16 protein-coding genes and 1 pseudogene are annotated in these 21,748 nt (G+C 66.5%); 9 read left to right on the top strand and 8 right to left on the bottom strand.

What is annotated here, in order from left to right; translation table 11 throughout:
• Window positions 1–43: 43 nt before the first annotated feature.
• From PWF70_RS17610 to PWF70_RS17600, 3 genes are read right to left on the bottom strand one after another with little or no spacing between them, the layout of a single operon-like run.
• On the bottom strand, window positions 44–961 hold the full coding sequence (locus PWF70_RS17610; protein ID WP_286352694.1) for a cation diffusion facilitator family transporter: 918 nt from the start codon (window positions 959–961) through the stop codon (window positions 44–46).
• A gap of 60 nt (window positions 962–1,021) precedes the next feature.
• Window positions 1,022–2,485: a multicopper oxidase family protein gene (locus PWF70_RS17605; protein WP_286352693.1), complete on the bottom strand. Its 1,464-nt coding sequence runs from the start codon at window positions 2,483–2,485 to the stop codon at window positions 1,022–1,024.
• Window positions 2,482–2,751, bottom strand: a complete 270-nt coding sequence (locus PWF70_RS17600; RefSeq protein ID WP_094452552.1) for an SHOCT domain-containing protein — start codon at window positions 2,749–2,751, stop codon at window positions 2,482–2,484. Before PWF70_RS17600 ends, PWF70_RS17605 begins: the two co-directional genes overlap by 4 nt.
• A gap of 232 nt (window positions 2,752–2,983) precedes the next feature.
• Here PWF70_RS17600 and PWF70_RS17595 point away from each other — a divergent pair, with 232 nt between their 5' ends.
• Entirely contained in the window at window positions 2,984–3,571 is a 588-nt protein-coding gene (locus PWF70_RS17595) for a CueP family metal-binding protein (protein ID WP_119076079.1), read from the top strand.
• A 208-nt stretch (window positions 3,572–3,779) separates the two neighbouring features.
• Window positions 3,780–4,181 carry a four-helix bundle copper-binding protein gene (locus tag PWF70_RS17590; RefSeq protein ID WP_094452548.1) on the top strand — a complete coding sequence of 134 codons (402 nt, stop codon included), beginning with the start codon at window positions 3,780–3,782 and terminating at the stop codon, window positions 4,179–4,181.
• 569 nt (window positions 4,182–4,750) lie between these two features.
• Here the strand turns inward: PWF70_RS17590 and PWF70_RS17585 are convergent.
• Window positions 4,751–7,222: a phosphoketolase family protein gene (locus tag PWF70_RS17585; protein WP_094452546.1), complete on the bottom strand. Its 2,472-nt coding sequence runs from the start codon at window positions 7,220–7,222 to the stop codon at window positions 4,751–4,753.
• A 630-nt stretch (window positions 7,223–7,852) separates the two neighbouring features.
• Here PWF70_RS17585 and PWF70_RS17580 point away from each other — a divergent pair.
• Complete coding sequence (locus PWF70_RS17580) at window positions 7,853–8,293, top strand: protein-tyrosine phosphatase family protein (RefSeq protein WP_094452544.1); 441 nt, start codon at window positions 7,853–7,855, stop codon at window positions 8,291–8,293.
• A gap of 86 nt (window positions 8,294–8,379) precedes the next feature.
• Here PWF70_RS17580 and PWF70_RS17575 read toward each other — a convergent pair whose 3' ends face one another.
• Window positions 8,380–9,684 (bottom strand): hypothetical protein, encoded by a 1,305-nt coding sequence (locus tag PWF70_RS17575; RefSeq protein ID WP_286352692.1) that lies wholly within the window; start codon window positions 9,682–9,684, stop codon window positions 8,380–8,382.
• A 161-nt stretch (window positions 9,685–9,845) separates the two neighbouring features.
• On the bottom strand, window positions 9,846–10,139 hold the full coding sequence (locus tag PWF70_RS17570) for a SemiSWEET family sugar transporter (RefSeq protein ID WP_286352691.1): 294 nt from the start codon (window positions 10,137–10,139) through the stop codon (window positions 9,846–9,848).
• A 243-nt stretch (window positions 10,140–10,382) separates the two neighbouring features.
• Here PWF70_RS17570 and PWF70_RS17565 point away from each other — a divergent pair, with 243 nt between their 5' ends.
• The 6 genes from PWF70_RS17565 (at window position 10,383) to PWF70_RS17540 (ending at window position 20,292) form a co-directional block, all read left to right on the top strand.
• Window positions 10,383–11,576, top strand: coding sequence for an integrase catalytic domain-containing protein (locus PWF70_RS17565; protein ID WP_286352690.1), 1,194 nt, complete (start codon window positions 10,383–10,385; stop codon window positions 11,574–11,576).
• A 98-nt stretch (window positions 11,577–11,674) separates the two neighbouring features.
• Window positions 11,675–15,217: a MobF family relaxase gene (gene mobF / locus PWF70_RS17560; protein ID WP_286352689.1), complete on the top strand. Its 3,543-nt coding sequence runs from the start codon at window positions 11,675–11,677 to the stop codon at window positions 15,215–15,217.
• Between the two features lie 302 nt (window positions 15,218–15,519).
• Window positions 15,520–17,433 (top strand): KAP family P-loop NTPase fold protein, encoded by a 1,914-nt coding sequence (locus PWF70_RS17555; protein WP_286352688.1) that lies wholly within the window; start codon window positions 15,520–15,522, stop codon window positions 17,431–17,433.
• A gap of 266 nt (window positions 17,434–17,699) precedes the next feature.
• The gene (locus tag PWF70_RS17550) at window positions 17,700–18,230 is read left to right on the top strand and encodes a hypothetical protein (protein WP_286352687.1); all 531 of its coding nucleotides are present in this window, start codon (window positions 17,700–17,702) and stop codon (window positions 18,228–18,230) included.
• Complete coding sequence (locus PWF70_RS17545; RefSeq protein ID WP_286352686.1) at window positions 18,230–19,522, top strand: hypothetical protein; 1,293 nt, start codon at window positions 18,230–18,232, stop codon at window positions 19,520–19,522. Before PWF70_RS17550 ends, PWF70_RS17545 begins: the two co-directional genes overlap by 1 nt.
• On the top strand, window positions 19,519–20,292 hold the full coding sequence (locus tag PWF70_RS17540; protein ID WP_286352685.1) for a TatD family hydrolase: 774 nt from the start codon (window positions 19,519–19,521) through the stop codon (window positions 20,290–20,292). The genes PWF70_RS17545 and PWF70_RS17540 overlap by 4 nt, the downstream gene beginning before the upstream one ends.
• A 280-nt stretch (window positions 20,293–20,572) precedes the next feature.
• On the opposite strand, the pseudogene PWF70_RS17535 reads toward PWF70_RS17540, so the two are convergent.
• Window positions 20,573–21,476 (bottom strand): annotated as a pseudogene (locus PWF70_RS17535) (IS5 family transposase).
• A 32-nt stretch (window positions 21,477–21,508) separates the two neighbouring features.
• Window positions 21,509–21,697 (bottom strand): hypothetical protein, encoded by a 189-nt coding sequence (locus tag PWF70_RS17530; protein ID WP_286352684.1) that lies wholly within the window; start codon window positions 21,695–21,697, stop codon window positions 21,509–21,511.
• Window positions 21,698–21,748 lie beyond the last annotated feature (51 nt).

The raw sequence follows: 21,748 nt of genomic DNA, 5'->3' as shown, positions 1-21,748 counted from the left end.
AGAGCGCGCCACCCGTCGGCGAGGCCATGCGCAGGGTGGTGAGCTATCTGGTGATGTCGATGTCTGTGGCGTTCTCTTGGCTCGGGCAGGTTTGTTCGAGCTGGAGGGTGGAGAAGTAGACGTCGAAGCGGTCCTGGAGCAGGGCGGTGGCCTGGTGCAGGACCCGGTCGCCGGTCGCAGGCAGGTCGGGCACGCGTAGGTGGGCGGAGAAGACGGTGCGCCCGGAGGTGATGGTCCAGGCATGGACGTGGTGCACGTCGGCCACCCCGTCAATGTCCTCCAGCTGTGCCGTCGCCTCGCGCACGTTCAGGTGCTCCGGAGTGCCTTGGAGCAGGATGCGCATGGCCGAGCGCAGGATGGTCCAGGATGCCCACAGCAGCACCAGCCCGAAGGCCATCCCCAACAGGGGGTCGATCGCCAGGAACCCGGTCAGCCGGATCACCACGGCGGAGACGATGATGATGAGGCTGCCGACGAAGGTCTGCAGGATGTGCCAGAACGCGCCTTTGAGGTTCAGGTTGGTCTTCTGCCGTTGGTAGAGCAGCCAGAAGGCGATCAGTTCGGTGACGATGCCGCCGGCGGCGACCCAGAGCATGACCGTGGTGGGCAGCTCGATCGGGTCGGCCAGGCGCATCGCCCCCATCCAGAACACGTACCCGGCCATGACGACCAGGAAGACCCCGTTGAACAGGGCCCCGAGGATCTCGGCGCGCCCCCACCCGAAGGTCTCCCTGCCGGTGGCCGGACGCTGGCTGAGGCGTTGGGCGACCAGCGCGATCAGCACGCCACCGACGGCTGAGAAGGTGTGGAACGCGTCGGAGAGCACGGCCACCGACCCCGACCACAGCCCCACGATCAGCTCGATGACGAAGTACACCCCGGTCAATGCCCCGGAGATCCGCAACGCGCGGCGATCTCCGTGGGCGGGGACGTGCCCGCCTGCGGCGTGGTCATTACTCATGCATTCTCCTGCTCGTCACTCATGCATTCTCCTGCTCGTCGGGACCGGGGTGTCCTGTGGTCAGCGGGCCTCGACGCTGGCCATCATGCCGGCGTCCTCATGGTCGAGGATGTGGCAGTGGTAGACGCTGCGCCCCGGGTGGCGGGCGAAGTCGACCAGGACCCGCACCCGGCCGCGGGCGGGGACGTTGACGACATCGCGCCGGGTCGGCTCCCTCACCGGTTGCCCGCCCGTCTCCATGAGCTGCATCGGCCACACGTGCAGGTGGAACGGATGGTCCATCGGGGTGGGGTTGGTGATGACCCACTCTTCCACCGTCCCGGCGCTCACCTGCTGGTCGATCCGGTCGGCGTCGAAGGCGCGACCGTCGAACCCGAGATCCATCATGTCCCGGCCGGGGCCCATCATCGTCCCCATGGTCATGGTGAACGCGATCTCCCGCTGCCCGGCGACGGGCTTGTCGCGCAGATCCGGAACCGCCGGACGGTCAGGCACCGGGCCCGGGGCAGCGGCCTCATCGCCGCTGACAGTCAGCGTGGCCAAGGTGCCCGGCCCGGACAGGCCACCGCCGCCCATCATCCCCATCCCGCCGCGGTCATGACCCAGCGTGCGCAACTCGCTGGTGCCGGCGCGCATGCTCACCAGCAGGTCGGCCCGGTTACCCGGCGCCAGCAGCACCTCCTCCACCGCCCGCGGAGCTGGTTCCCGGCCGCTGTCGACACCGAGCAGCTCCAGACGCTGCCCGGGCAGGGCCAGGCGCAGGTAGCGCGAGGTGCATGCGTTGATCACCCGCCAGCGTTCCCGCTGCCCGGGACGCGCCGACAGCTGCGGCAGGTGCTGACCGTTGACCAGGACCAGCTCCCCTTCGCGGCCCATCATCACCTCCGGGCCCGAGACCGAGGCGACCTGCCCGTCCGCAGTCAGCGAGAGGTCCGAGACGACCAACACCCGGTCCCGGCTGACCGGCACCTGATCGCCCTCGACGATCAGGGCACCGTACAAGCCGCCGAACAGCTGATCGGCGACCGTGCCGTGCCGGTGCGGGTGATACCAGAACACCCCGGGCGGGTGGTCCGCGGGCAGATCGAAGCGGTAGTCGAAGACCTGGCCGGGTTCGATGGACAGGAACGGGTTGTCCCCGTTGTCCTGCGGGGAGACCTCCAGTCCGTGGGTGTGCAGGTTGGTCGGGATGTCCAGCTCGTTACGCAGCCGCACCTCGATGCGATCCCCGGGCCGGACCAGCCAGGTCTGGCCCGGCACCGTGCCGTTGTAGGTCAGCACTCGGGCCCGCCGCCCAGCGACGGTCGACTCCTGGCGGGCGGCGACCAGTTCGACCCGCAGCACCCCGCCCCAGCTGCGCAGCACCTCCGGCTCCACCAGGGACCCTCCGCCGCCCCCGATCGAGCTGGAGCGCGGGGCTAGCCAGGGCAAGCCGCTCCACGACAACCCCACCCCACCGACCAGGACGCCGAAGCCGCCGAGCATGCCGAGCCGGAGCGCCTCCCGCCGAGTGATGGGCCTCACGCCTCAGGCCTCCCCGGCTCGTCCAGGCGCCGGCGGCGCTCGTCGTACTCGGTGTCATCGATCTCCCCACGGGCGTATCGCTCGTCGAGCACCTCCCGGGCCCGACTCCGCCCTGATCTGTGCACCTCGTCGGACCGCCGATCGCGACCGCTCAGCAGCCGGACCAGGACCACCATCAGCACGACCAGGCCCACGACAAACAGCGCCAGGAAAAGCCAGCCCCAGACCATGCCCCACCCGCCCATGTGGCCCCAGTTCCAACCCATACCTCACCTCCATCACTCAGTGCCCGCTCCGGACCGGGATCACAGGATGCACCGGGGGATTGGTCGTCCCCTCGATCCCAGTGGACATCGGTGACATCCGACATGTGCGGAGAACCTCCCGATCGAGTAAAGCAGATCGGCCCGCCGAGGCCCCGCCCCGCCCGTCGATCTTCATCGAATCTTCAACGCTCGACCACACTGAGGTCGGTGGGCCTGCCACAGAATGCGTTGTATGAAACGACCCGTGATCCTCCTTGCCGCGTTCGCCTTGGTGCTCGCCGGATGTTCCACCACCCCCGACGCGAGCCCGACGGCCAGCCCCCCAGCCAACACCGCCGCGCAGGCCGACTTTCTCGCGGCGCACGACCTCGATGGCATGGACGGGCAGCAGATCGTCGACCACCTCGACCGGATGCCCGTGGCCGAGCGGCCGACTGACCTCATGGCATCCGTGCGCGCGGACCAGCTTGTCCTCGCCGATGTTGAGCAGGAGGTCATGGTCCCGCTGGCAGAGGACCGGTTTTATCTATCCGTGGCGCCCTACGTCGATCAGACCCACGAGTGCTACTACCACTCTCTGACCACGTGTCGCGGCGAGCTGGCCAACGAGGACATCGGCGTGCGCATCGTCGACGAGACCGGCGAGGTCCTCGTCGATGAGCAGGCCACCACGTTTGACAACGGCTTCGTCGGGTTCTGGCTTCCGCGCGAGGTCGACGGCACCATCGAGGTCACCTATGACGGGCGCACCGGCCAGAGCCCGTTCTCAACCCGCGAGGACGGGGCGACCTGTTTGACCACACTCCGGATTGACGCCTGAGTATGAGACGCACCTCGGTCAGCGGGGACGGGCACCGCAGAGCCCGCGCCGGCAGACGCCGATTTCACCATCCTGATGGACCCCCGTTTTTCATGGAACCTTCATCGATTCACCGGCGTATCACCCATCGTGACGCCGTAGCGTCAGAAGGACCCTGCGGCGCCCGGTCCGCTCCGGCGTCGCACCCAATCACATGAGGGAGCAAGCCATGAAGACCGCCGAGATGATGAACACCTACCCGGCCGCGATCAACCTCGACCGAGACCTGCTCGCCCGCACCGTCGACGCACTCGTGGCGTGCGCCCAGGCATGTACGGCCTGCGCCGATGCCTGCCTGAGCGAGGAGATGGTGGCCGACCTGCGCAAGTGCATCCGCACTAACCTCGACTGCGCTGACATCTGCGCCACCACCGCCCGAGTCCTGTCCCGGCATACCGGCTACGACGCCAACCTCACCTGCGCCCAACTCCAGGCCTGCGCCCAGGCCTGCAAGTCCTGCGGCGACGAGTGCGAGCAGCACGCCGGCCACCACGAACACTGCCGCATCTGCGCCGACGCGTGCCGGGCCTGCGAACAAGCCTGCAACGAACTGCTCGCCGCCATCGGGTAACCCGTCGCCACCGACCGCTCGCCACTCAAGACGTGGGGGGCGTCCAGCGTCACCGGGCGGGCGGGCCAAGGGCATCCCAAATGTTGAGCGACGCCGCGTGCGCTTCCAAGCCACATGGCGCCATCGGAGGCCGTAGCCGCCAGCTTGAGCATTCACGGAGTCAGAGGAATACATGCAGAGCGCGCGGTCGGGCATGGCGCCCGGCCCGCCGAGGTGCTTGCTACCCGATTCGACCAACTGGCCTCGGGGAGGACTGCACCGGTGTGCTGCTCAGCCTCCAGCTACGGTCGTGCCCTTGGGATCAGGGATGCACTGCGGGATCAGGGATGCACTGCGTTCGCCAACGCGTAGCCGCAACTGGAGGCATGCGGGAGTGACCCTGCCTGAGGTCAGCGTCGACGACACCGACTGCCGGGCGCAGATCGACCGGCTCCTCCAGGACGAGCAGATCTCCCTCTGCACCCGTGTCGGTGACACGCTCTTATCCCGCCACGGGCTGAGCGATCCATTTAGCTGGATCGGGGGGGCGCCGCATGTGGGTCGGCGCGGACGCCGGGGGGTGAGCTCCGCTACTCGTTGTCCCCGCCGGTGTCGGAGCCGGGCGCGCCCGAACCCTGGGTGTTGTCGCCGTCCTGCACGACCCACTGCGTCACCTCGGGGAGGTCCTGGCCGTGCTTGCGGGTGTGCTGGCGGGCGCGTACTCGGGAGTCGAGCATCTCTTGGCGCAGGGACGACTCCCGCTCGGCCAGACCCACCCGGTCGATGGCGTCGATGACCAGTCGATAGCGGTCCAGGTCGTTGAGCATCAGCATGTCGAACGGTGTGGTCGTGGTGCCCTTCTCCTTGAAGCCGCGCACGTGGATGTTGTGGTGGTTGGTGCGCCGGTAGGTCAGCTGGTGTACCAGTGACGGGTAGCCGTGGAACGCGAAGATTACTGGCCGGTCGGCGGTGAACAGGGCATCGAAGTCGCGGTGGCTCAGGCCGTGCGGGTGCTCCCGCTCGTCCTGCAGCCGCATGAGGTCCACCACGTTGACCACCCGCACCTTCAACTCCGGCAGCCGCTCGCGCAGCAGCCTGGCCGCGGCGATCGCTTCCATCGTGGGCACGTCGCCAGCGCACCCGAGCACGACATCAGGTTTGCTGCCCGGCTCCTCAGAGCCGGCCCAGTCCCAGATACCGATGCCGCGGGTACAGTGCAGCACGGCCTCATCCATCGTCAGCCATTGCGGCCCGGGCTGTTTGCCGGCGACCACGACGTTGACGTAGTTGCGGGTGCGCAGCACGTGGTCGAATGTCGACAGCAGCGTGTTGGCGTCCGGGGGCAGGTAGATGCGGGTGACGTCGGCGGTCTTGTTCATCACCACGTCGAGGAAGCCCGGGTCCTGATGGGAGAACCCGTTGTGGTCCTGACGCCACACGTGGGAAGACAAGAGATAGTTCAGCGAGGGCACTGGTACTCGCCAGGGTATGTCCCGGCTGGAGTCGAGCCACTTTGCGTGCTGGTTGAACATCGAGTCGATGATGTGGATGAATGCCTCGTAGCTGTTGAGCAGCCCGTGACGGCCCGTGAGCAGGTAGCCCTCCAGCCAGCCCTGTACCTGGTGCTCGGATAGAACCTCCATCACCCGGCCTGTGCGGGACAGGTCGACGTCGGTGTCGAGCAGTTCTGCTTGCCAGGCCTTGCCGCCCGCTTCCACCGCGGCGCCGAGCCGGTTGGAGTGGGTCTCGTCGGGTCCGAAGACCCGGAAGGTCTGCCGGTTCCGGTCCACGACGTCGGCCACCCAGCCACCAAGTACGCGTGTCGCTTCCACGGTGGCGCCACCCGGTACTGGGACGTCGACGCCGTAGTCACGGAAGTCCGGCAGATCCAGGTCGCGGGTGAGTAGACCACCGTTGGCGTGCGGGTTGGCGCTCATTCGCCGCGTGCCGACCGGGTTGTTCTGCGCGACGAGGTCCATGATCCGCCCCTCGGGACCGAAGAGCTCCTCCGGGCGGTAACTGTGCATCCAGCTCTCCAGCAGACGGGTGTACTCCTCGTTGCCGCGGACGGCAGACATTGGGACCTGGTGGCTGCGCCAGCTGTTTTCGACCGGCAGTCCGTCGACCTCCTGCGGCCCCGTCCAGCCCTTCGGAGTACGGAAGACGATCATCGGCCACCGCGCCCGCTCGGTGAGGCGTCCGTCGGCAGCGCGAGCGCGGATGTCGACGACCTCGTCAAGGACCTGGGCAAGTAAGCGGGCGAACCGCCGGTGCGTGTTGGTGATGTCCTCGTCGTCGAAGCCGCCCTCGAAGAAGTAGGGCTTGTGGCCGTACCCGACTAGCAGCGACTCCAACTCCTGGCGCGGAATTCGATCGAAGATGGTGGGATTTGCGATCTTGTAGCCGTTGAGGTGCAGGATCGGTAGGACCGTGCCGTCCACCTGCGGGTCGAGGAACTTGTTGCTGTGCCACGCCGTCGCCAGCGGCGCGGTCTCGGCCTCGCCGTCACCGATCACTGCCACCGCGATCAGGTCCGGGTTGTCGAATGCCGCGCCGTAGGCGTGAGACAGAACGTAGCCGAGTTCGCCGCCCTCGTGGATCGATCCGGGCGTCTCGGGTGCGACGTGGCTGGGGATGCCGCCCGGGAAGGAAAACTGTCTGCACAGCTCGTCGACACCGCGGGCATCCGTGCCGACGTGGGAGTAAACCTCCGAGTACGTGCCCTCCAGCCAGGAGGCGGCTACGAGGGACGGGCCGCCGTGACCGGGTCCACTCAGGTAGATCATGTCCAGGTTGCGCTGGATGATCTGGTGGTTGAGGTGGGCATACAGGAAATTCTGCCCCGGGGAGGTCCCCCAGTGCCCGAGCAGCCGGGGCTTGATGTCTTCTTCCGCCAGTGGACGCTTCAGCAGCGCGTTGCCCATCAGATAGATCTGTCCGACCGCGAGATAGTTCGCTGCCCGCCACCACGCATCGACGGCCGCGGCGTCGTCGGGTGCAAGCAGGTATTCGGTGGTCTTGTCCTCGGCAGCCCCTCCGGCCACCCGCGCGTCACGAGTCATACCTCCACCATGTCAGCCCGCGCCCGAAGAAGTCTTCGCACTTCGCCCAGACGTCACTGAAGGAACATCGTTTCGCCACAATCGAACGGCGACACCGCCCCAGGTGTTGGGGGATGACGAGGGCGATGTCACCCAGAAGCGATTTCGTAACTGACCCACAGGGATAAGAAGCCCGACAGCAGGAACACCATGTAGCCGATTGACATTTCACCTGAGGAGCGGCGCTGCAGCGTAGTGCGCAGTTGCAACAGTGAGCGAGTGCCATGACCACCCCCGAAGTAGCGCAGGGACGGCAGGAAGAGTGCGCAGGACGAGTCCTAATTGGAAGCCCTCGTGCCGTGGGCGCCCAGCCAGCAAGAACGAAAAAGGGCCCGCAGTCGCCGTCGAGACGTGAATCGAAATCTGGTCTCCCTGGACGTGACAGAGCGCACGCAGCTGACGACGAGCGCGGCGGCCGGCTTCTCAGCCGTGCGGATCTCGCCCTGCTTCCGTCGATGAGCGACGCAGTCTCCCTTGGCAGCGCACAGAAGAGGTCCTCGCTTCGCCCTGTCTCCGAGTCGCCACACCTCTTGCAGATCGAAGTTGAGTCTGCTCCCGCGTAGGCCCGGGCTCTGGAACTAACGTGGCTGCATGAGCACTTGGGAAGGAGCAGTGCGCGGACTCGTGGAGTTCCCGGACGGCCGTCGCATCCGGGGCGCGGGACTCCGGCGTCCTCGCGGCGACATCGCGGCTCCTGAGTTCGCCCTCTACCTGCTCGGTAAGGACCCAAAGATCGAGAGTAGGCCGTACAGGTGGGTTCAGTGGCCGGACTTTCGTCGTCCCGACTCGACGGACGACGTGATCAGCGCACTACGTGAAGCTCATGTACGGGCGGAGTTCGAGCGCGTGGAGATTGCCTGCGGTGGCGGAGTGGGCCGCACGGGCACCGCCATGGCACTCCTCGCTGTCATGAGTGGAGTGGCGCCCGATAAGGCCGTCGCCTGGGTGCGCGAGAACTACCACCCGCGCGCAGTCGAAACCCGATGGCAGCGGCAGTGGGTCAGAAAGGCTGCGGAGCGCCTCGGTACGTGAGCGCTGGGGTTGCGCACGTCCTGAATGAGGTACGGGCCTGCAACCCCCTGCAATCGTGCTACGCGGTGCCCGCGGAGCATTAGCAATTATCGGTCTTTGAAGAATGCTGCTTTGAGCAAGTCGGCCGCGTCGGTGAGCTCCCCTGTCGCGACCTCCAGTTCGCCTCTGGTCACGGTGTCGTTGCCGTCCTCGGTCAGGACCCACGTGACGACCACCGCGCTCGCTTGTGGATCGCGCGCGAGGATCACGTAGTCGTCTTCGTCGCTCGTCCACGGCACGTTGGGACGAAACGACTCAGGTGTGACGGTGACTTCGGCATTGTTGCCGTGATTGCTCCAGTTCACCGGGTATCCGCGCGCCGCGATCCGGAGGTCGGAAGGGTCGAATCCGATTCCGTATGGGTCCTGCCTTCGCACGATGGGTTCGACCACCTTCCTGTAGTCGGCGTCGTCGGATTCGCGGTAGTCGAACACTTCGCAGTCGTGGAAAGTCACGATGAGATGGGGCTTGGCGACGAACCGGTCGTGGCTGAGGACCCGGATGCCTATGCCAGAAAGAGCAACACCCAGGAAGTGCCCTCGCCCGCGCTCGGTATGGGTGGGCTTTTCGCTCCGCCACGCTTCAAGTCGTTTCGCTCGTTCCCCGGGCTCTGGTGGCTGCGTTCTGCCGAAAACGTTCCGGACGAGAAGTGCTGACGGCGAGGCGTCTTCTGTCGGCTTTCGCGGCTTATTGAACTCTTCTTCCTCGAACTCGTAGAGGCGCTCCAGTACTTCGTTGACCCGTTCAACCCGGCTGATGGCTCCGTGGATTTCGACGTCGAGATTGATCGGTGACTTGCCGCCGCCACGAGCCCGTTCAACGAGAGCCAGAACTTCACCTGCTCGTGCGGGGCGGGTGTTGCTGGCTCCCCGCATGTAGATGGCCCCGTCATCGAGGTTGTCTTGACGCTTCACTCCCTGAAAGCTCTTGTGGCACGGGAAGATCGTCTGTCCGTCCTGCGGTGGCTGTGCGACGACGAACAGCACCTCGCGGTCGTCGTCGATACTGATTCTTCCGAACTCGAACGCGGGAAACTGTGGTCCCAGGTAGGGCCGGAGCCGGTCTTCAAGCTCGTGCGCCTCAACACCACGAGGAACACCTTGCGACCGGCCCTTCTGCGCGCCAATAGCGAGTACGGCGTAGCCGTGGAAGTGACGGGCGGCTTCCTGGGGGCGACGGTTGGCAGCTCCGAGAAGGAACTTCGCGACCTTCGCAACACCTTCAGTGCTGGCCAGGTCGAGACTGCTCTTGATTTCCAGGTAGCTCGCCTCGGCTTCGTCGCCGACCGCGAGCACATGATCCAGAATGCTGCGGAGTGCGCGCTCACCGAGGGGGATCATGTCGGCATCCATATCGTTACCTCCCCCCGCCAGTTCTTCGTATCAACGGTACCGGTGCCGTCAGCTACGCACGTGACGCCACGTCCACGCCCGCTGACCTGTCCCGCTGGGTACTGGCGCTACCGAACGTCGACAGGGCAGGTCACCGCCACGTGGAGGTGTCGGCCATCGGCTCAGCGGTCCAGATCGCTCGGTGCGCTGATGCGCTTGAGCCGCGCGGCGACTGCGATGGTAACGAGCGCCACGGCCGTGGCGACGGTGTTCGGGATCACCAACGGCCAATCGTGTCGGGACAGTCCGTAGAAGACCCAAAGCAGAAAGCCGGGGATGAGTAGGGCGAAGTACCCGAGCGATACATCGTCGGCAGAACGGGTTCGCAGCATCCGGTGAATCTGCAAGGCGGGTGCGATCGCCATCACGACTCCCCACTCCGCTGCCGCAAGACCAAGGACGTCACTGAGCACCATGTGGGCCTCCTACTGGTGGCCCTGGCTCTGGTCCTCGTCCGTACAACACGGGGGGCGACACGAGGATGTAACAATAGTAGCGATCGCCCGGAGGAGGTCGCCATCACGCGACGAGACTCACCTAATGTGCTCGCGAAACGGGTCGCGTGCCTCAGATGGGTTTTGCTCGCGAAACGCGGTGCCGTCCTACTCGGTTGGCGGGGCTGTGGGCGGTGGGCTGGCCGGATGGGTTCAGGGTTGTCGATGGCGGCACGTCGGGAGATCACGAAGAAGTACGCCCGTCAGTACGCGGGGGCGTCGAAGAAGGTCAAGGGCCGGATGCTCGATGAGTTGTGCGGGGCGACGGGGTGGTCGCGGGCCAACGCGCGCCGGGCGCTGGCCGCGGCCCGTGCCCGTAGGGGGCCGGCGCGGGCTGTGGTGCGCAAGCCGCGGGGGCGGGGGTACTCCTATGACGCGTTGAAGGTGCTGATCGAGGTCTGGACGCTGGCCGGAGAGCCGTGCGGGAAGTACCTCGCCGCGGTCATGGCCGACACCCTGGCTGCGTTGGAGGCCCACGGCGAGCTGGGCAAGGTCGCCGACCGGCTCACCGATGAGGTGCGCGCCGAGCTGGTGGCGATGTCCCCGGCCACCATCGACCGCTACCTCGCCCCGACCCGGGCGGCTCGGTACCCGCCGGCGAAGGCCGCGACCCGGCCCTCGGCGACGCTGCGCAGCGAGCTGTCCGTGCGCCGCTCGACCGATGAGATGGAGGCCCGGCCGGGGTTCTTCGAGGTCGACCTGGTCGCTCACTGCGGGCACTCCCTGGCCGGGGAGTTCGCCTGGACGCTGACCGCGACCGACGTGTTCACCGGGTGGACGAGCAACGTCGCGATCAAGAACCGCGCCCACCGGTGGGTGGTGGGCGCGATCGAGCTGATCGCCGACACCCTGCCCTACCCCGTCGTCGGGCTCGATGCCGATAACGGCGGGGAGTTCATCAACCACCAGCTCGTGGCCTGGTGCGCCCAGCGGGCGGTGTTCTTCACCCGCTCCCGGCCCTACACCTCCAACGACAACGCCCACGTGGAGCAGAAGAACGGCGACATCGTGCGCAAGAACGCCTTCCGGTACCGCTACGACACCCCCGCCGAGCTCGAGCTGCTGGGCGAGTTGTGGGAGCTGGTCAACCTGCGCAAGAACTACCTGCTGCCCACCAAGAAGGCCACCGGGTGGCGCGAGACGCCCGCCGGGCAACACGTGCGCGTCTACGACGCCCCGCGCGCCCCGTACCAACGCCTGCTGGACTCCGGGATCCTAAGCCCTGAGCAGGCCGCTGAGCTTGCCGCCGTGCGAGCCGAGCTCAACCCCGCCGACCTGACCCGGCGCATCAACACCATCCAGCACCAGCTCATCGACCACGCCCGCGCCAAGACCCTCGCCCTACGCGACGCCTCCTGACAGCCCCTCACGCGAGCAAACACACCTGAGGCACGCGATCACGTTTCGCGAGCAACTTGACATCAGGCACTACGTCACGCAACGTGCACCTGCGTGGCATGACAGTCTCGATGCGGGTGATGAGCGCCGGTGACGGATACAAGTACCTGCTGCGCTCCGTGGTCGCCGCCGACGGTGACCGCTCCCTCGCGACGCGGCTGACGCGGTACTACGTCGAGGCTGGTACCCCGCCGGGACGGTGGCTCGGCTCCGGCCTCGCCGGCCTGGGTGGTGGTCAGCTCACGACCGGGGACCAGGTTTCGGAGCCGCAGCTCCAGCTCTTGATCGGGATGGGCCGCGACCCCGTCACCGGCGAACCACTCGGAAGAGCCTTCCCAGAGTACGCCCCAGTCACCGAGCGCATCCAGCAGCGCGTCGACCAACTGCCGGCTGAGTTGGGGCCAGCAGGCCGGGCCGAAGCGATCGCGCAGATCGAGACCGAGGAAACGGCCCGGGCGAGTCGGCGGGCGGTGGCCGGGTTCGATTACACCTTCTCGGTGCCGAAGTCGGTCTCGGTGCTGTGGGGCGTCGCCGATGCCGGGGCGCAGGCGTTGATCGCCCAGGCCCACCATGAGGCGGTCGCGGAGGTGGTGGACTTCATGGAACGCGAGGTCGCCGCCACCCGTACCGGTATCACGGCCGGCGATGGCGCGGTCGCCCAGGTCGACGTGACCGGGGTGATCGCCACCGCGTTCGATCACTACGACTCCCGTTCCGGCGACCCGCAGCTCCACACTCACGTTGTCGTATCCAACAAGGTGCAGACGGCGATGGACGGGAGATGGCGGTCGCTGGACGGACGGCCGATGCACGCCGCCGTGGTCGCCCTGTCCGAGCACTACAACGCGGTGCTGGCCGACCGGCTCACCCGCACCTTCGGCCTCGGCTGGGAGGCGCGCGAGCGAGGACGGGACCGGAACCCGTCCTGGGAGATCACCGGCATCCCGGAGGAGCTGATCGCAACCTTCTCGACGCGCTCGCACGACATCGAGGCCGAGACCGACCGGCTCATCGCCGATCACGTGGCCACGCATGGTCGGCGGCCGTCTGCGGCGACGATCGTGAAGCTGCGCGCCCAGGCCACCCTCGCCACCCGACCCAACAAGGAGGTGCGGTCACTGGCCGACCTGACCGCCGAATGGCGCGCCCGCGCCACGACGATCCTCGATCAGGACGCGACGGCCTGGGCACGGGCAGTGACCGGCACCGAGACTCCGGTCACGTTGCGAGCCGATGATGTGCCTCTGGAGACAGTCGCCGCACTCGGGGCCGCGGTGGTGGCCGTGGTCGGTGAGAAGCGCTCGACGTGGCGGCGGTGGAACCTGCACGCCGAGGCCTCCCGGCAGACGATGGGCTGGCGGTTCGCCAGCGCACGGGATCGCGAGGCGATCGTCGGGATGGTCGTCGATGCCGCTGAGCAGGCCTCACTGCGGCTTACACCGCCCGAGCTGGCCACCAGCCCTGCCGGGTTCCGCCGCGTCGACGGAACGAGCGTGTTCCGGCCCAAGCACTCCACGGTGTTCTCCTCCGAGGAACTCCTCGCCGCCGAAGACCGGCTGCTCAACCGATCCCGCACCCTCACCGCACCGACGGTCCCGGCGGTAACGACGGAGCAGATCATTGGCCGCCCCGATGCCGAGGGGCGGATGCTCAGCGAGGATCAAGCCCAAGCGCTGATGAAGGTCGCCGTCTCGGGTCGAGTCGTCGATGTGCTGGTCGGTCCGGCCGGGGCGGGCAAGACCACCGCCATGACTGCACTACGGCGCGCCTGGGAGAAGCACCACGGCCCGGGCTCGGTGGTCGGACTGGCGCCCTCGGCGGTGGCCGCGCAGGTGCTGGCCGACGACCTCGGCATCGCCACGGAGAACACCGCCAAGTGGTGGACCAACCACCTCACCCACGGCACCACCTTCCAAGCGGGGCAGCTCGTCATCCTCGATGAAGCATCGCTTGCTGGCACCCTGTCCCTGGATCGGATCACCGCTCTCGCCGAAGATGCTGGGGCGAAGGTGCTGCTCGTCGGGGACTACGCACAGATTCAATCCGTGGACGCCGGCGGAGCCTTCTCCATGCTCGTCAACGACCGGGACGATGCTCCCGAGCTGATCGACGTCCATCGGTTCACCCATGCCTGGGAGAAGATCGCCTCCCTGGCACTCCGACACGGACGCACCCAGGTCATCGACACCTACCTCGAACACGACCGCATCCATGACGGCGACGCCGAGGCGATGACCGATGCCGCCTACTCCGCCTGGCGCGCCGACCGCGATCAAGGGCTGGTCTCGGTGCTGATCGCCGAGACCCGCGACGACGTCACCACGCTCAACGCCCGCGCCCGGGCCGACCTCATCCTCGACGGCATCCTCACCCGCGGACGGGAAGTGGCATTGAATGACGGCACCACCGCTGGCGTCGGGGACACGATCATCACGCGCCACAACGACCGCCGCCTGCGGAACAACAGAGCGTGGGTGCGCAACGGAGAGACCTGGACCGTCACCGCGGTCCGCGACGACGGCTCGGTCACCATCCGCCCCAACGGACGCCGCCGCGGCGGGTCCATCGTTCTTCCCGCCTCGTATGTGGCCGAGCACGTCGACCTCGGGTACGCGGTCACCGCGCACCGCGCCCAAGGTGTCACCAGCGACACGGCGCATGTGCTGGTGGAGCCGACCACGACCCGGGAGAACCTCTACGTCGCGATGACCCGCGGCCGCCGATCCAATCAGGCGTACGTGGTCCTCGACCGTCCGGACGACCACGCCCACCCGCACCCCGGCGACAACCCCGACGCCACCGCTCACTCCGTGCTTGACGGGGTGCTCCAGCACAGCGGCGCCGAGCTGTCAGCCCACGAGACCATCACCGCCGAACAAGAAACCTGGGGCTCCATCGCTCGACTTGCTGCCGAGTACGAGACCATCGCCGCCGCAGCTCAGCACGACCGCTGGGCCAGTCTCATCCGGGCCAGTGGCCTCACCACTGAGCAAGCCGATGCTGTGATCGACTCCGAGGCGTTCGGAGCACTCACCGGCGAACTACGCCGCGCGGAGGCGAACCATCACGACGTCGACCGACTGTTCCCGCGCCTCGTCACCGCGCGGGGATTCGAAGACGCTGACGATATCGCCTCCGTCCTCCACCATCGCGTCGCCCACGCCACCGGACGCCCAGCCGGTTCCGGCCGATCCCGAAAGGTGCCACGCCTGCTCGCCGGGCTCATCCCGCATGCGGACGGTCTGATGACGGACGACATGCGCCAGGCCCTGGAAGAACGACGGGAATTGATCGAGAAGCGAGCTGATGCCGTGCTCAACCGTGCGGTCACTGACGCCGAGCCCTGGACTGCGGCGCTGGGCGTCCCTCCCCGTGACCCGCGCAAAGCGCGTGCCTGGCGATGCCACGCCCGTACAGTCGTTGCCTACCGGGATCGGTACGCGATCAGCGATGACGCCGTCCTCGGTGCGATACCGCAGACGACGGCGCAGAAGATCGACCGGGCCAGAGCAGAAGCCGCGCTCCGCCAGCTCGCGCCCGAGGCGGAAGCAACCAAGCCCTATCAACGGACCGTTCCGGCTCGCCAAGGACCGGGCCTGTAGGAAGGGTCCCTGGCCTTGCGCTCCGGTGGCCGGCTCCGCTACCCGGCTGGACGCCGCGGGAAGTGATCTGGGCGTGTCGTCCCGGGGTCCCCACCGCTTGAGGTGAGACTCTTGGACTGTGCATCACATGGTTCTCTGAGTCGGGCGTCCTCTCCCCACGCCCCGCGGGAAGGAGAGAAGGATTGCCATCGCAACCAGGATCTGGACCCCTGCCGCACCCGGGGTTGCCCGACGAGGCTCACGGGAGTGCCCACGACCTCCGCGGTCGGCTTTGGTCCGATGAGCCCTCCACGATCGACTTCTTGTCAGCTCGCGCCATCGCTGAGACCGTCTCAGATGCCGTCCTTGATGACGCTCTCGACCCGCTCGCGATCGGGCTCTCGGGTCCGTGGGGAAGCGGCAAGACGACCGTGCTTGAACTCGTCAAGAAGGACCTCGACCAACGAAGCGACCCCGACGCAGCGAAGATCATCACCGTCCGCACGGACCCATGGCGCTACGACCCGGCCGTGGGAGCAAAAGAAACCCTGATCGGCGAGGTGCTCGAAGCCCTTGCCGCCGAACTCGCCCAGCAGGTGGCGGAACAGGACGGAGCACAGACCAGGACGGACAAGGCCAAGAAGCTAATGAAGAAGCTCTCTGATCGCGTCGACTGGTCCAAGGCAATCAGGTTGGCGGCCAAGTCCTCTCTGACGCTTCAGCTCCCGGGGATCGATGACGTGATCGGCCTCATCCGTGAGAAGAGTGACGAGGGCGACGATCAACCCGATCAACCTCGGGGCCTTGCAGGCTTCAAGGCTGAGTTCGCTGAGTTGATGGGGACGGACGAACTAGCGCACGTCAAGCGTGTTGCGGTCCTGGTGGATGACCTCGACCGCTGCCTGGTGGACACCGTGGTGGAGACCCTGGAAACGATCCGTCTGTTCCTCAGCGTGACCGGGATGTCCTTCGTCATCGCCGCTGACGAAGAGCGAGTGGCCGAAGCGATTCGCACCAAGCTGCCGGAATCCACCATGCCCCCGGAGCGTGCGGAATCTGACGAGAGCCTGCCAGCCGAACCGCCGTCGAAGCTGTACCTCCACAAGATTGTTCAGACCACCGTGCCCCTGCCGGCGCTCGGCGCGTTCGACACGGAGGCCTATGTCCTGCTGCTCCAGCTCCAAAACCGTCTTGAATCACCGCTAACTCAAGATCAATTGCAGCGCGTCATCGACGAGTGTCAGCGGCTTCGTGGCGTTGGGGTGCTCGATGATCTGCAGGCGCCGGACGGGCTTGACGTACAGCATGAACTCTCGTTCGCTCACCGTCTCACCACGATCCTGTACGAAAAGTTGCGGGGCAACCCCAGGCGCATCAAGCGCTTTCTCAACGATCTCAACATCCGCCGATCGATTGCGGCGCGCCGAGGCATCCATCTGGAATTCGAGGTGGTCGCCAAGCTCATGGTCCTGGAAGTGCTGCTTCCCGACCAATTTCAGGCGGTGCTGTCCTGGCTGCGGACCGGTGAACTTCGGGACCATCTGGAGTCTCTGGAGTCGCTGGCCAATAAACCCAAGATCACGCCCGAGGCGGAGTCGGTCGATCGCGTCGAACACGCGTCCCTCCTCGCGGACGGCGAGGAAGACAGGTCCGAAGGCCAGAGCGACGAGGTAACGATCCCCTCTCTCGCTGTGGCCACAGAGTTCGCCGACGATCTACTCCGATGGGCGAAGCTTCCCCCGGACCTGCACGAGATCGACCTCAGCCCCTATCTCCACCTCGCTGCCTCATTCCGTGGTGACCTTCTGGTCAGCGCGGAGCTCCCACAGCGGCTCCGCGATCTCGCTGCCCAGCTTGCCTCAGCACGAACTGTCGATCGCCATCAGGTCTCTGAGGAGAGCTTGGCAGCTCTCCCTCCGGAAGACATTGCACAACTCGTCCGCCACCTTTCGCTGCGCGCCCGCGACCGCATCCAGGAGCAACGCGGGGCGGTCACCGGCATCGGCCGGTTGGCCCAAGCACACCCTGCCGTCCGCGGCTCAGCCCTGGACGCCTTTCGCCGCCTCCCGGCCAAGGATCTCCAAGTCGGTACAGCCATTCACCTGGCTGGCCTGCAGATCCCAGGAATGCAAAACGTCATCGCACATCTCGCAAACCGCTTATCGGATGACGATAAGAGACAACGAGAGATAAAGAGGGCGTTGACCACGCCACCGCCGGGAAGGAGGCAGACCTGATGGGCACCAAAGGTTCGTACTCTGGGGGCGGCGGAGCCGTCGGCGACGACATCCGCGACGGGCTCGACGATTGGCTCGACTCCCTGCCCGGTGGCCCCGGCCCGCAAGACCCCGTTCCCGGTGACGGCCACCCAGAGCAGCTGCCGTTGCCGTCATCGCGGCCATCGCCGTCATCGCCAGCGGGCCGGATACTTCCAACAGCCGCCCTGTTCCGGTCATCCAGGGGCGGCGGTGCCGGACGGTCACAGCGCAACTCGACTGCCGCCTTGAGTCGGTCGACCGCGACGTCCGCGCGGTCGGCGGGCCGCGGCGCTGCAGCCGCCTATGCCTACAGGACCGGCGATGCCCAGACGCTGCGTGACCTCGGTCTTGACTACGACGCACTGCGCGCCAACCCCAACATCTTCGACGTTGCCCACCAGATCGCGCAGAAGGTCTGCGAAGACCTCCCCGATGGGACCATCGAGACCGCCGAGCAGCTCCAGGTCGTCGCCAACCTCGCCGAATGGCTCATGCAGCGTGACACCTCCGGCGCGGATGTAACCGTCGGCCAGATCGCCGAAGAAGCCGTAGCGCTGATCCTTGCCGAGGCATATTTGGTGGAAACAGCTTCCGCACTCAACACCAAGGACATGACGGGAACGCAGCGCGCCAGTTTTGAGAACGATGTGCGCCAAGCAGCCGAGGAACTGGCCGCTCACGCCAACCTCTCACCCACCGGCGCCAGCGCAGCGGAGTTCACCCGGGCCATCGAGGACGGCCTCGAATACCTCCGCGCCCTCCACGAGGAGCCGTGATGACCGAGTTCGACCTCAGGTTCCAAGTCCCCGCGACCGTCACCGCCCAAGCCGCGCAACGAACGCTGTACTGGCCGACCACTGGCACGGGAAGCTACAACACCCCTCTCGGTCCCCGTCTCGGGCACCTCGGCCCCGTCCGGCAGCCGAACGCTGACCTGTTCCGCCTCGCGGCCATGGTCTACGCCGCCGACCGCTCCGTGCCTCGCCAGGCCGGTCGAGTGAACTGGACCCGACGAAGCTTCGAACTGACCGTACCTGTCCTCGGCGACGCTGAGTCATGGAACAGTATTGCCCACGAGCTCGCGCGACTGCTGGACTTCCTCTCCGGCGATGAATGGCGGCTGACCTTCCGGAGAACGCGCCTTCCACGCGAGTCGATCCCTGACAACCAGCACCGCGATGCCGAACGTGTCGTGCTGATGAGCGGCGGCGCGGATTCGGCGATCGGTGCATTCCTGGCGCGTACGCATCCAGAGCCCCACGTGCTGGTGTCCCACGTCGGTGCCACTTCCATCTCCCCGATACAGCGAGAGGTCGCAGCACGAATCCGCGACCTACGCTCCACCGGCTCCGTCCAGCACCACCGCCAAGTCCGGTTCACACGCAGCCAGACCCAACCCGGCGGTCACCGCTTCCGGAATGAGAACAGCACGCGGACCCGGTCGTTCCTGTTTCTCGCTCTGGGGCTGGCGGTGGCATCCCTCAACGACGTGCCACTGTGGATACCCGAGAACGGCTTCGCCTCCCTCAACCCACCACTTGGCCCAGACCAGTTGGGAAGCTTGTCCACGCGGACCACGCACCCATGGTTCTTGACTGAGCTGTCCCGGCTCGCTCGGCAGGTCGGTGCCACCGCAGAGATCACCAATCCCTTCGCCCGGCAAACCAAGGGCGAGATGTTCCGCTGGCTCGCCGACGAGATCGGTGACGACAAGATCACCGGTGATTTCCTCAGCGTCACCAACTCCTGTGCCCACACCAGCCGCCGGTGGCTCGGTGTCACAGCGCAGCACCACTGCGGAACCTGCTTCGGCTGCCTCGTCCGCCGCGCCTCATTCGCCGCCGCAAGCCTGCCCGACACGAGTACTTACGTCTCAGACTCCTGGCCGAACGACCGCGTGAAATCACAGCTGCAGAACGCCTCCGTCCTGCCCAGTATCCGTGGCTTCGTCGCCCGAGGCATCCGCGTCAGCGACATTGCCGCCATGCGCCTCCCGGACGGCTACTCCGCCAGCGAAGCCCGTGATCTCTGCACCCGTGGCGCTTCCGAACTGGCGTTGCTCACATGAGCACGAACTGGCCGCCGCTTGACACGCACGCCCATATCGACGTCTCGATAGACCCCAGGGAACTGTTGAACCTGCGGGCTGTGATCTTTGCAGCGAACCGCAACCTACAACAATCCCAGCAGTCCCTAGACCGCCAGCATCGCGACATCCTGACGGTGTGGGGCGTGGGAGTGCACCCCGGGGTCAAGACGGCCTTGGAGGGCTTCGACCCAGCAACGTTTCACGCCCTGATGCAACGGACCGCGTACGTCGGTGAGATCGGCCTTGATGGAAGGACCAAGTCCCGCCTGCCTCTGCAACGTGACGTCTTCGCGGCCATCCTCCAACACCTCCAGCAACACCCACGGTTGACCTCGATTCACAGCCAAGGTGCAACAGCCGAAGTCATCGACGAACTCGAACGCACACCGATTCAGGGCGTCATCCTCCACTGGTGGCTCGGGGAACCAGCGCTCACCAAGAGAGCCGTCGAGCTGGGTGCCTACTTCTCCATCAACGCCTCCTCCGTCCGTCGAACAGAGGTGATCGACCTCATCCCTCTCGACCGCCTCCTCGTTGAGACGGATCATCCGGACGGCAACCGCTCGGCCCATCAGCCCCGACCGGGCAACGTATCCGACGTCGAAAGCGCCCTGGCGCGGAAGCACCACGTCAAGCCGTCCGTGCTGCGTGCCACCACGTGGAAGAATCTCGCCACGCTCGCGCACGTCTCCGGCACGCGTCCCCTACTGCCACCCCGGGTCGGCGCCATTCTGGATTCGATCCAGTAGTACGGCACTAACACAGGGAGGTCCTCAGCGTGGCAGCCATGATTCCCTCCTTCGAGGGGCGTGACAGAAGAGCGCACAAATGCCACGAGCGGCGCGTCACGCGAAAGCGTCGGCTCGCGCGCGCTGGACCCTTCGCTCACGCCGCTCACTCGCCCTAACCCCAATCAGGAGGACGACGCTGACCGGTCCCATGATGGCGAATTTCAGCGCGTTCCAGATGAACAACAGCACCAACAGGTACAGCCAGCCCGGCGCACCGTCGTCAACTAGGGCGTGTCTCCTAAGTCGTCAGCCAGATGGTGATGGCGCGTAGGACGACCGCACCCCGGTAGACGGTCGCGAGTTTGTCGTAGCGGGTGGCGATGCCGCGCCATTGCTTGTGGTCGTTGAAGGAGCGCTCGATGACGTTGCGACCGTTATAGACCTTGGGGTCGAACGCAGGTGGTCGACCGCCGGCTGATCCACGCTTCTTGCGGTGGGCGATCTGGTCCGATGGTTGCGGAATCACGACCTTGACTCCGCGGGAGCGGAGTTCGGCACGTATCGCGCGGGAGGAGTAGGCCTTGTCGCCGATCACGGCGTCAGGCCGCGTGCGCGGGCGGCCACGCCCGAGCCGCTTGACCGCGAGCTGAGCCAGCAGCGGCTTCAGCATCGGCGAATCGCCTGCCTGGCCCGGCGTCAGCGCGATGACCAGCGGGCGTCCCCGACCATCGACGAGCTGGTGGATCTTGGTCGACATGCCACCGCGAGAGCGTCCGAGTGCGTGGTCGGGTGGCTCGGCCCGTAGATCTGTGTAGTTCGGCTCAGCCCCCTGTGCGGCGACCAGCGGGGACCTCGACCCGGCTCAGCGTGGTGGCGTGCTGATGGGCGCGGTTGATCGTGGAGTCCACGCTAACCATCCAGTCGATCTCATCGGCCGCGTCGGCCTCGGCCAGGAGTCGGGCGTGGATCTTGTCCCAGGTGCCGTCGGTGGAGAACCGCTTGTGCCGCTTCCACACCGTCTGCCAGGGCCCGAACGAGCCCGGCAGATCGCGCCAGGCGATCCCTGTTCGGAATCGGTAGATCACACCCTCGACCACCTGTCGGTGATCACGAAACGGTCGCGACTTCACACCGTCCGAGGACGGCATCAGAGGCGCGATCCGCTCCCATTGAGCATCGGACAGGACCCGATCACGAGACATGCCCGCATCAAAACAGCCCTACGAGCCTGAACTTAGGAGACACGCCCTAGGACAGTCACGAAGCTGGCGGCATACAGGTAGGGGATGGCCACCAGCATCGCCGGGACACCCCACTTCAACCCAGGCCGTGTGCGGATCGCGTCGAGAGCGACGTTCGTGGGCATGTACCGGCGCAGGAAGTCGCGGGTGTGGGCGCTGGCGATCCAAATCGAGCGGAACATGAGCGCAGTCCTCTCCTCGTCTCCGGCGACAAGGAATCAAGGAGGACGTCT

The sequence above is a fragment of the Gordonia sp. Swx-4 genome (assembly GCF_030316175.1).
Lineage (GTDB): Bacteria > Actinomycetota > Actinomycetes > Mycobacteriales > Mycobacteriaceae > Gordonia > Gordonia alkanivorans.
This window is presented reverse-complemented; position numbering and strand designations above follow the sequence as displayed.

Excerpts from the sequence above, each read along its gene's own strand:
- PWF70_RS17610 (WP_286352694.1), bottom strand. The coding sequence starts at position 961 with ATGAGTAATGACCACGCCGCAGGCGGGCACGTCCCCGCCCACGGAGAT.
- PWF70_RS17600 (WP_094452552.1), bottom strand. The coding sequence starts at position 2,751 with ATGGGTTGGAACTGGGGCCACATGGGCGGGTGGGGCATGGTCTGGGGC.
- PWF70_RS17595 (WP_119076079.1), top strand. The coding sequence starts at position 2,984 with ATGAAACGACCCGTGATCCTCCTTGCCGCGTTCGCCTTGGTGCTCGCC.
- PWF70_RS17590 (WP_094452548.1), top strand. The coding sequence starts at position 3,780 with ATGAAGACCGCCGAGATGATGAACACCTACCCGGCCGCGATCAACCTC.
- PWF70_RS17585 (WP_094452546.1), bottom strand. The coding sequence starts at position 7,222 with ATGACTCGTGACGCGCGGGTGGCCGGAGGGGCTGCCGAGGACAAGACC.
- PWF70_RS17580 (WP_094452544.1), top strand. The coding sequence starts at position 7,853 with ATGAGCACTTGGGAAGGAGCAGTGCGCGGACTCGTGGAGTTCCCGGAC.
- PWF70_RS17575 (WP_286352692.1), bottom strand. The coding sequence starts at position 9,684 with ATGGATGCCGACATGATCCCCCTCGGTGAGCGCGCACTCCGCAGCATT.
- PWF70_RS17570 (WP_286352691.1), bottom strand. The coding sequence starts at position 10,139 with ATGGTGCTCAGTGACGTCCTTGGTCTTGCGGCAGCGGAGTGGGGAGTC.
- PWF70_RS17565 (WP_286352690.1), top strand. The coding sequence starts at position 10,383 with ATGGCGGCACGTCGGGAGATCACGAAGAAGTACGCCCGTCAGTACGCG.
- mobF (WP_286352689.1), top strand. The coding sequence starts at position 11,675 with ATGACAGTCTCGATGCGGGTGATGAGCGCCGGTGACGGATACAAGTAC.
- PWF70_RS17545 (WP_286352686.1), top strand. The coding sequence starts at position 18,230 with ATGACCGAGTTCGACCTCAGGTTCCAAGTCCCCGCGACCGTCACCGCC.
- PWF70_RS17540 (WP_286352685.1), top strand. The coding sequence starts at position 19,519 with ATGAGCACGAACTGGCCGCCGCTTGACACGCACGCCCATATCGACGTC.
- PWF70_RS17530 (WP_286352684.1), bottom strand. The coding sequence starts at position 21,697 with ATGTTCCGCTCGATTTGGATCGCCAGCGCCCACACCCGCGACTTCCTG.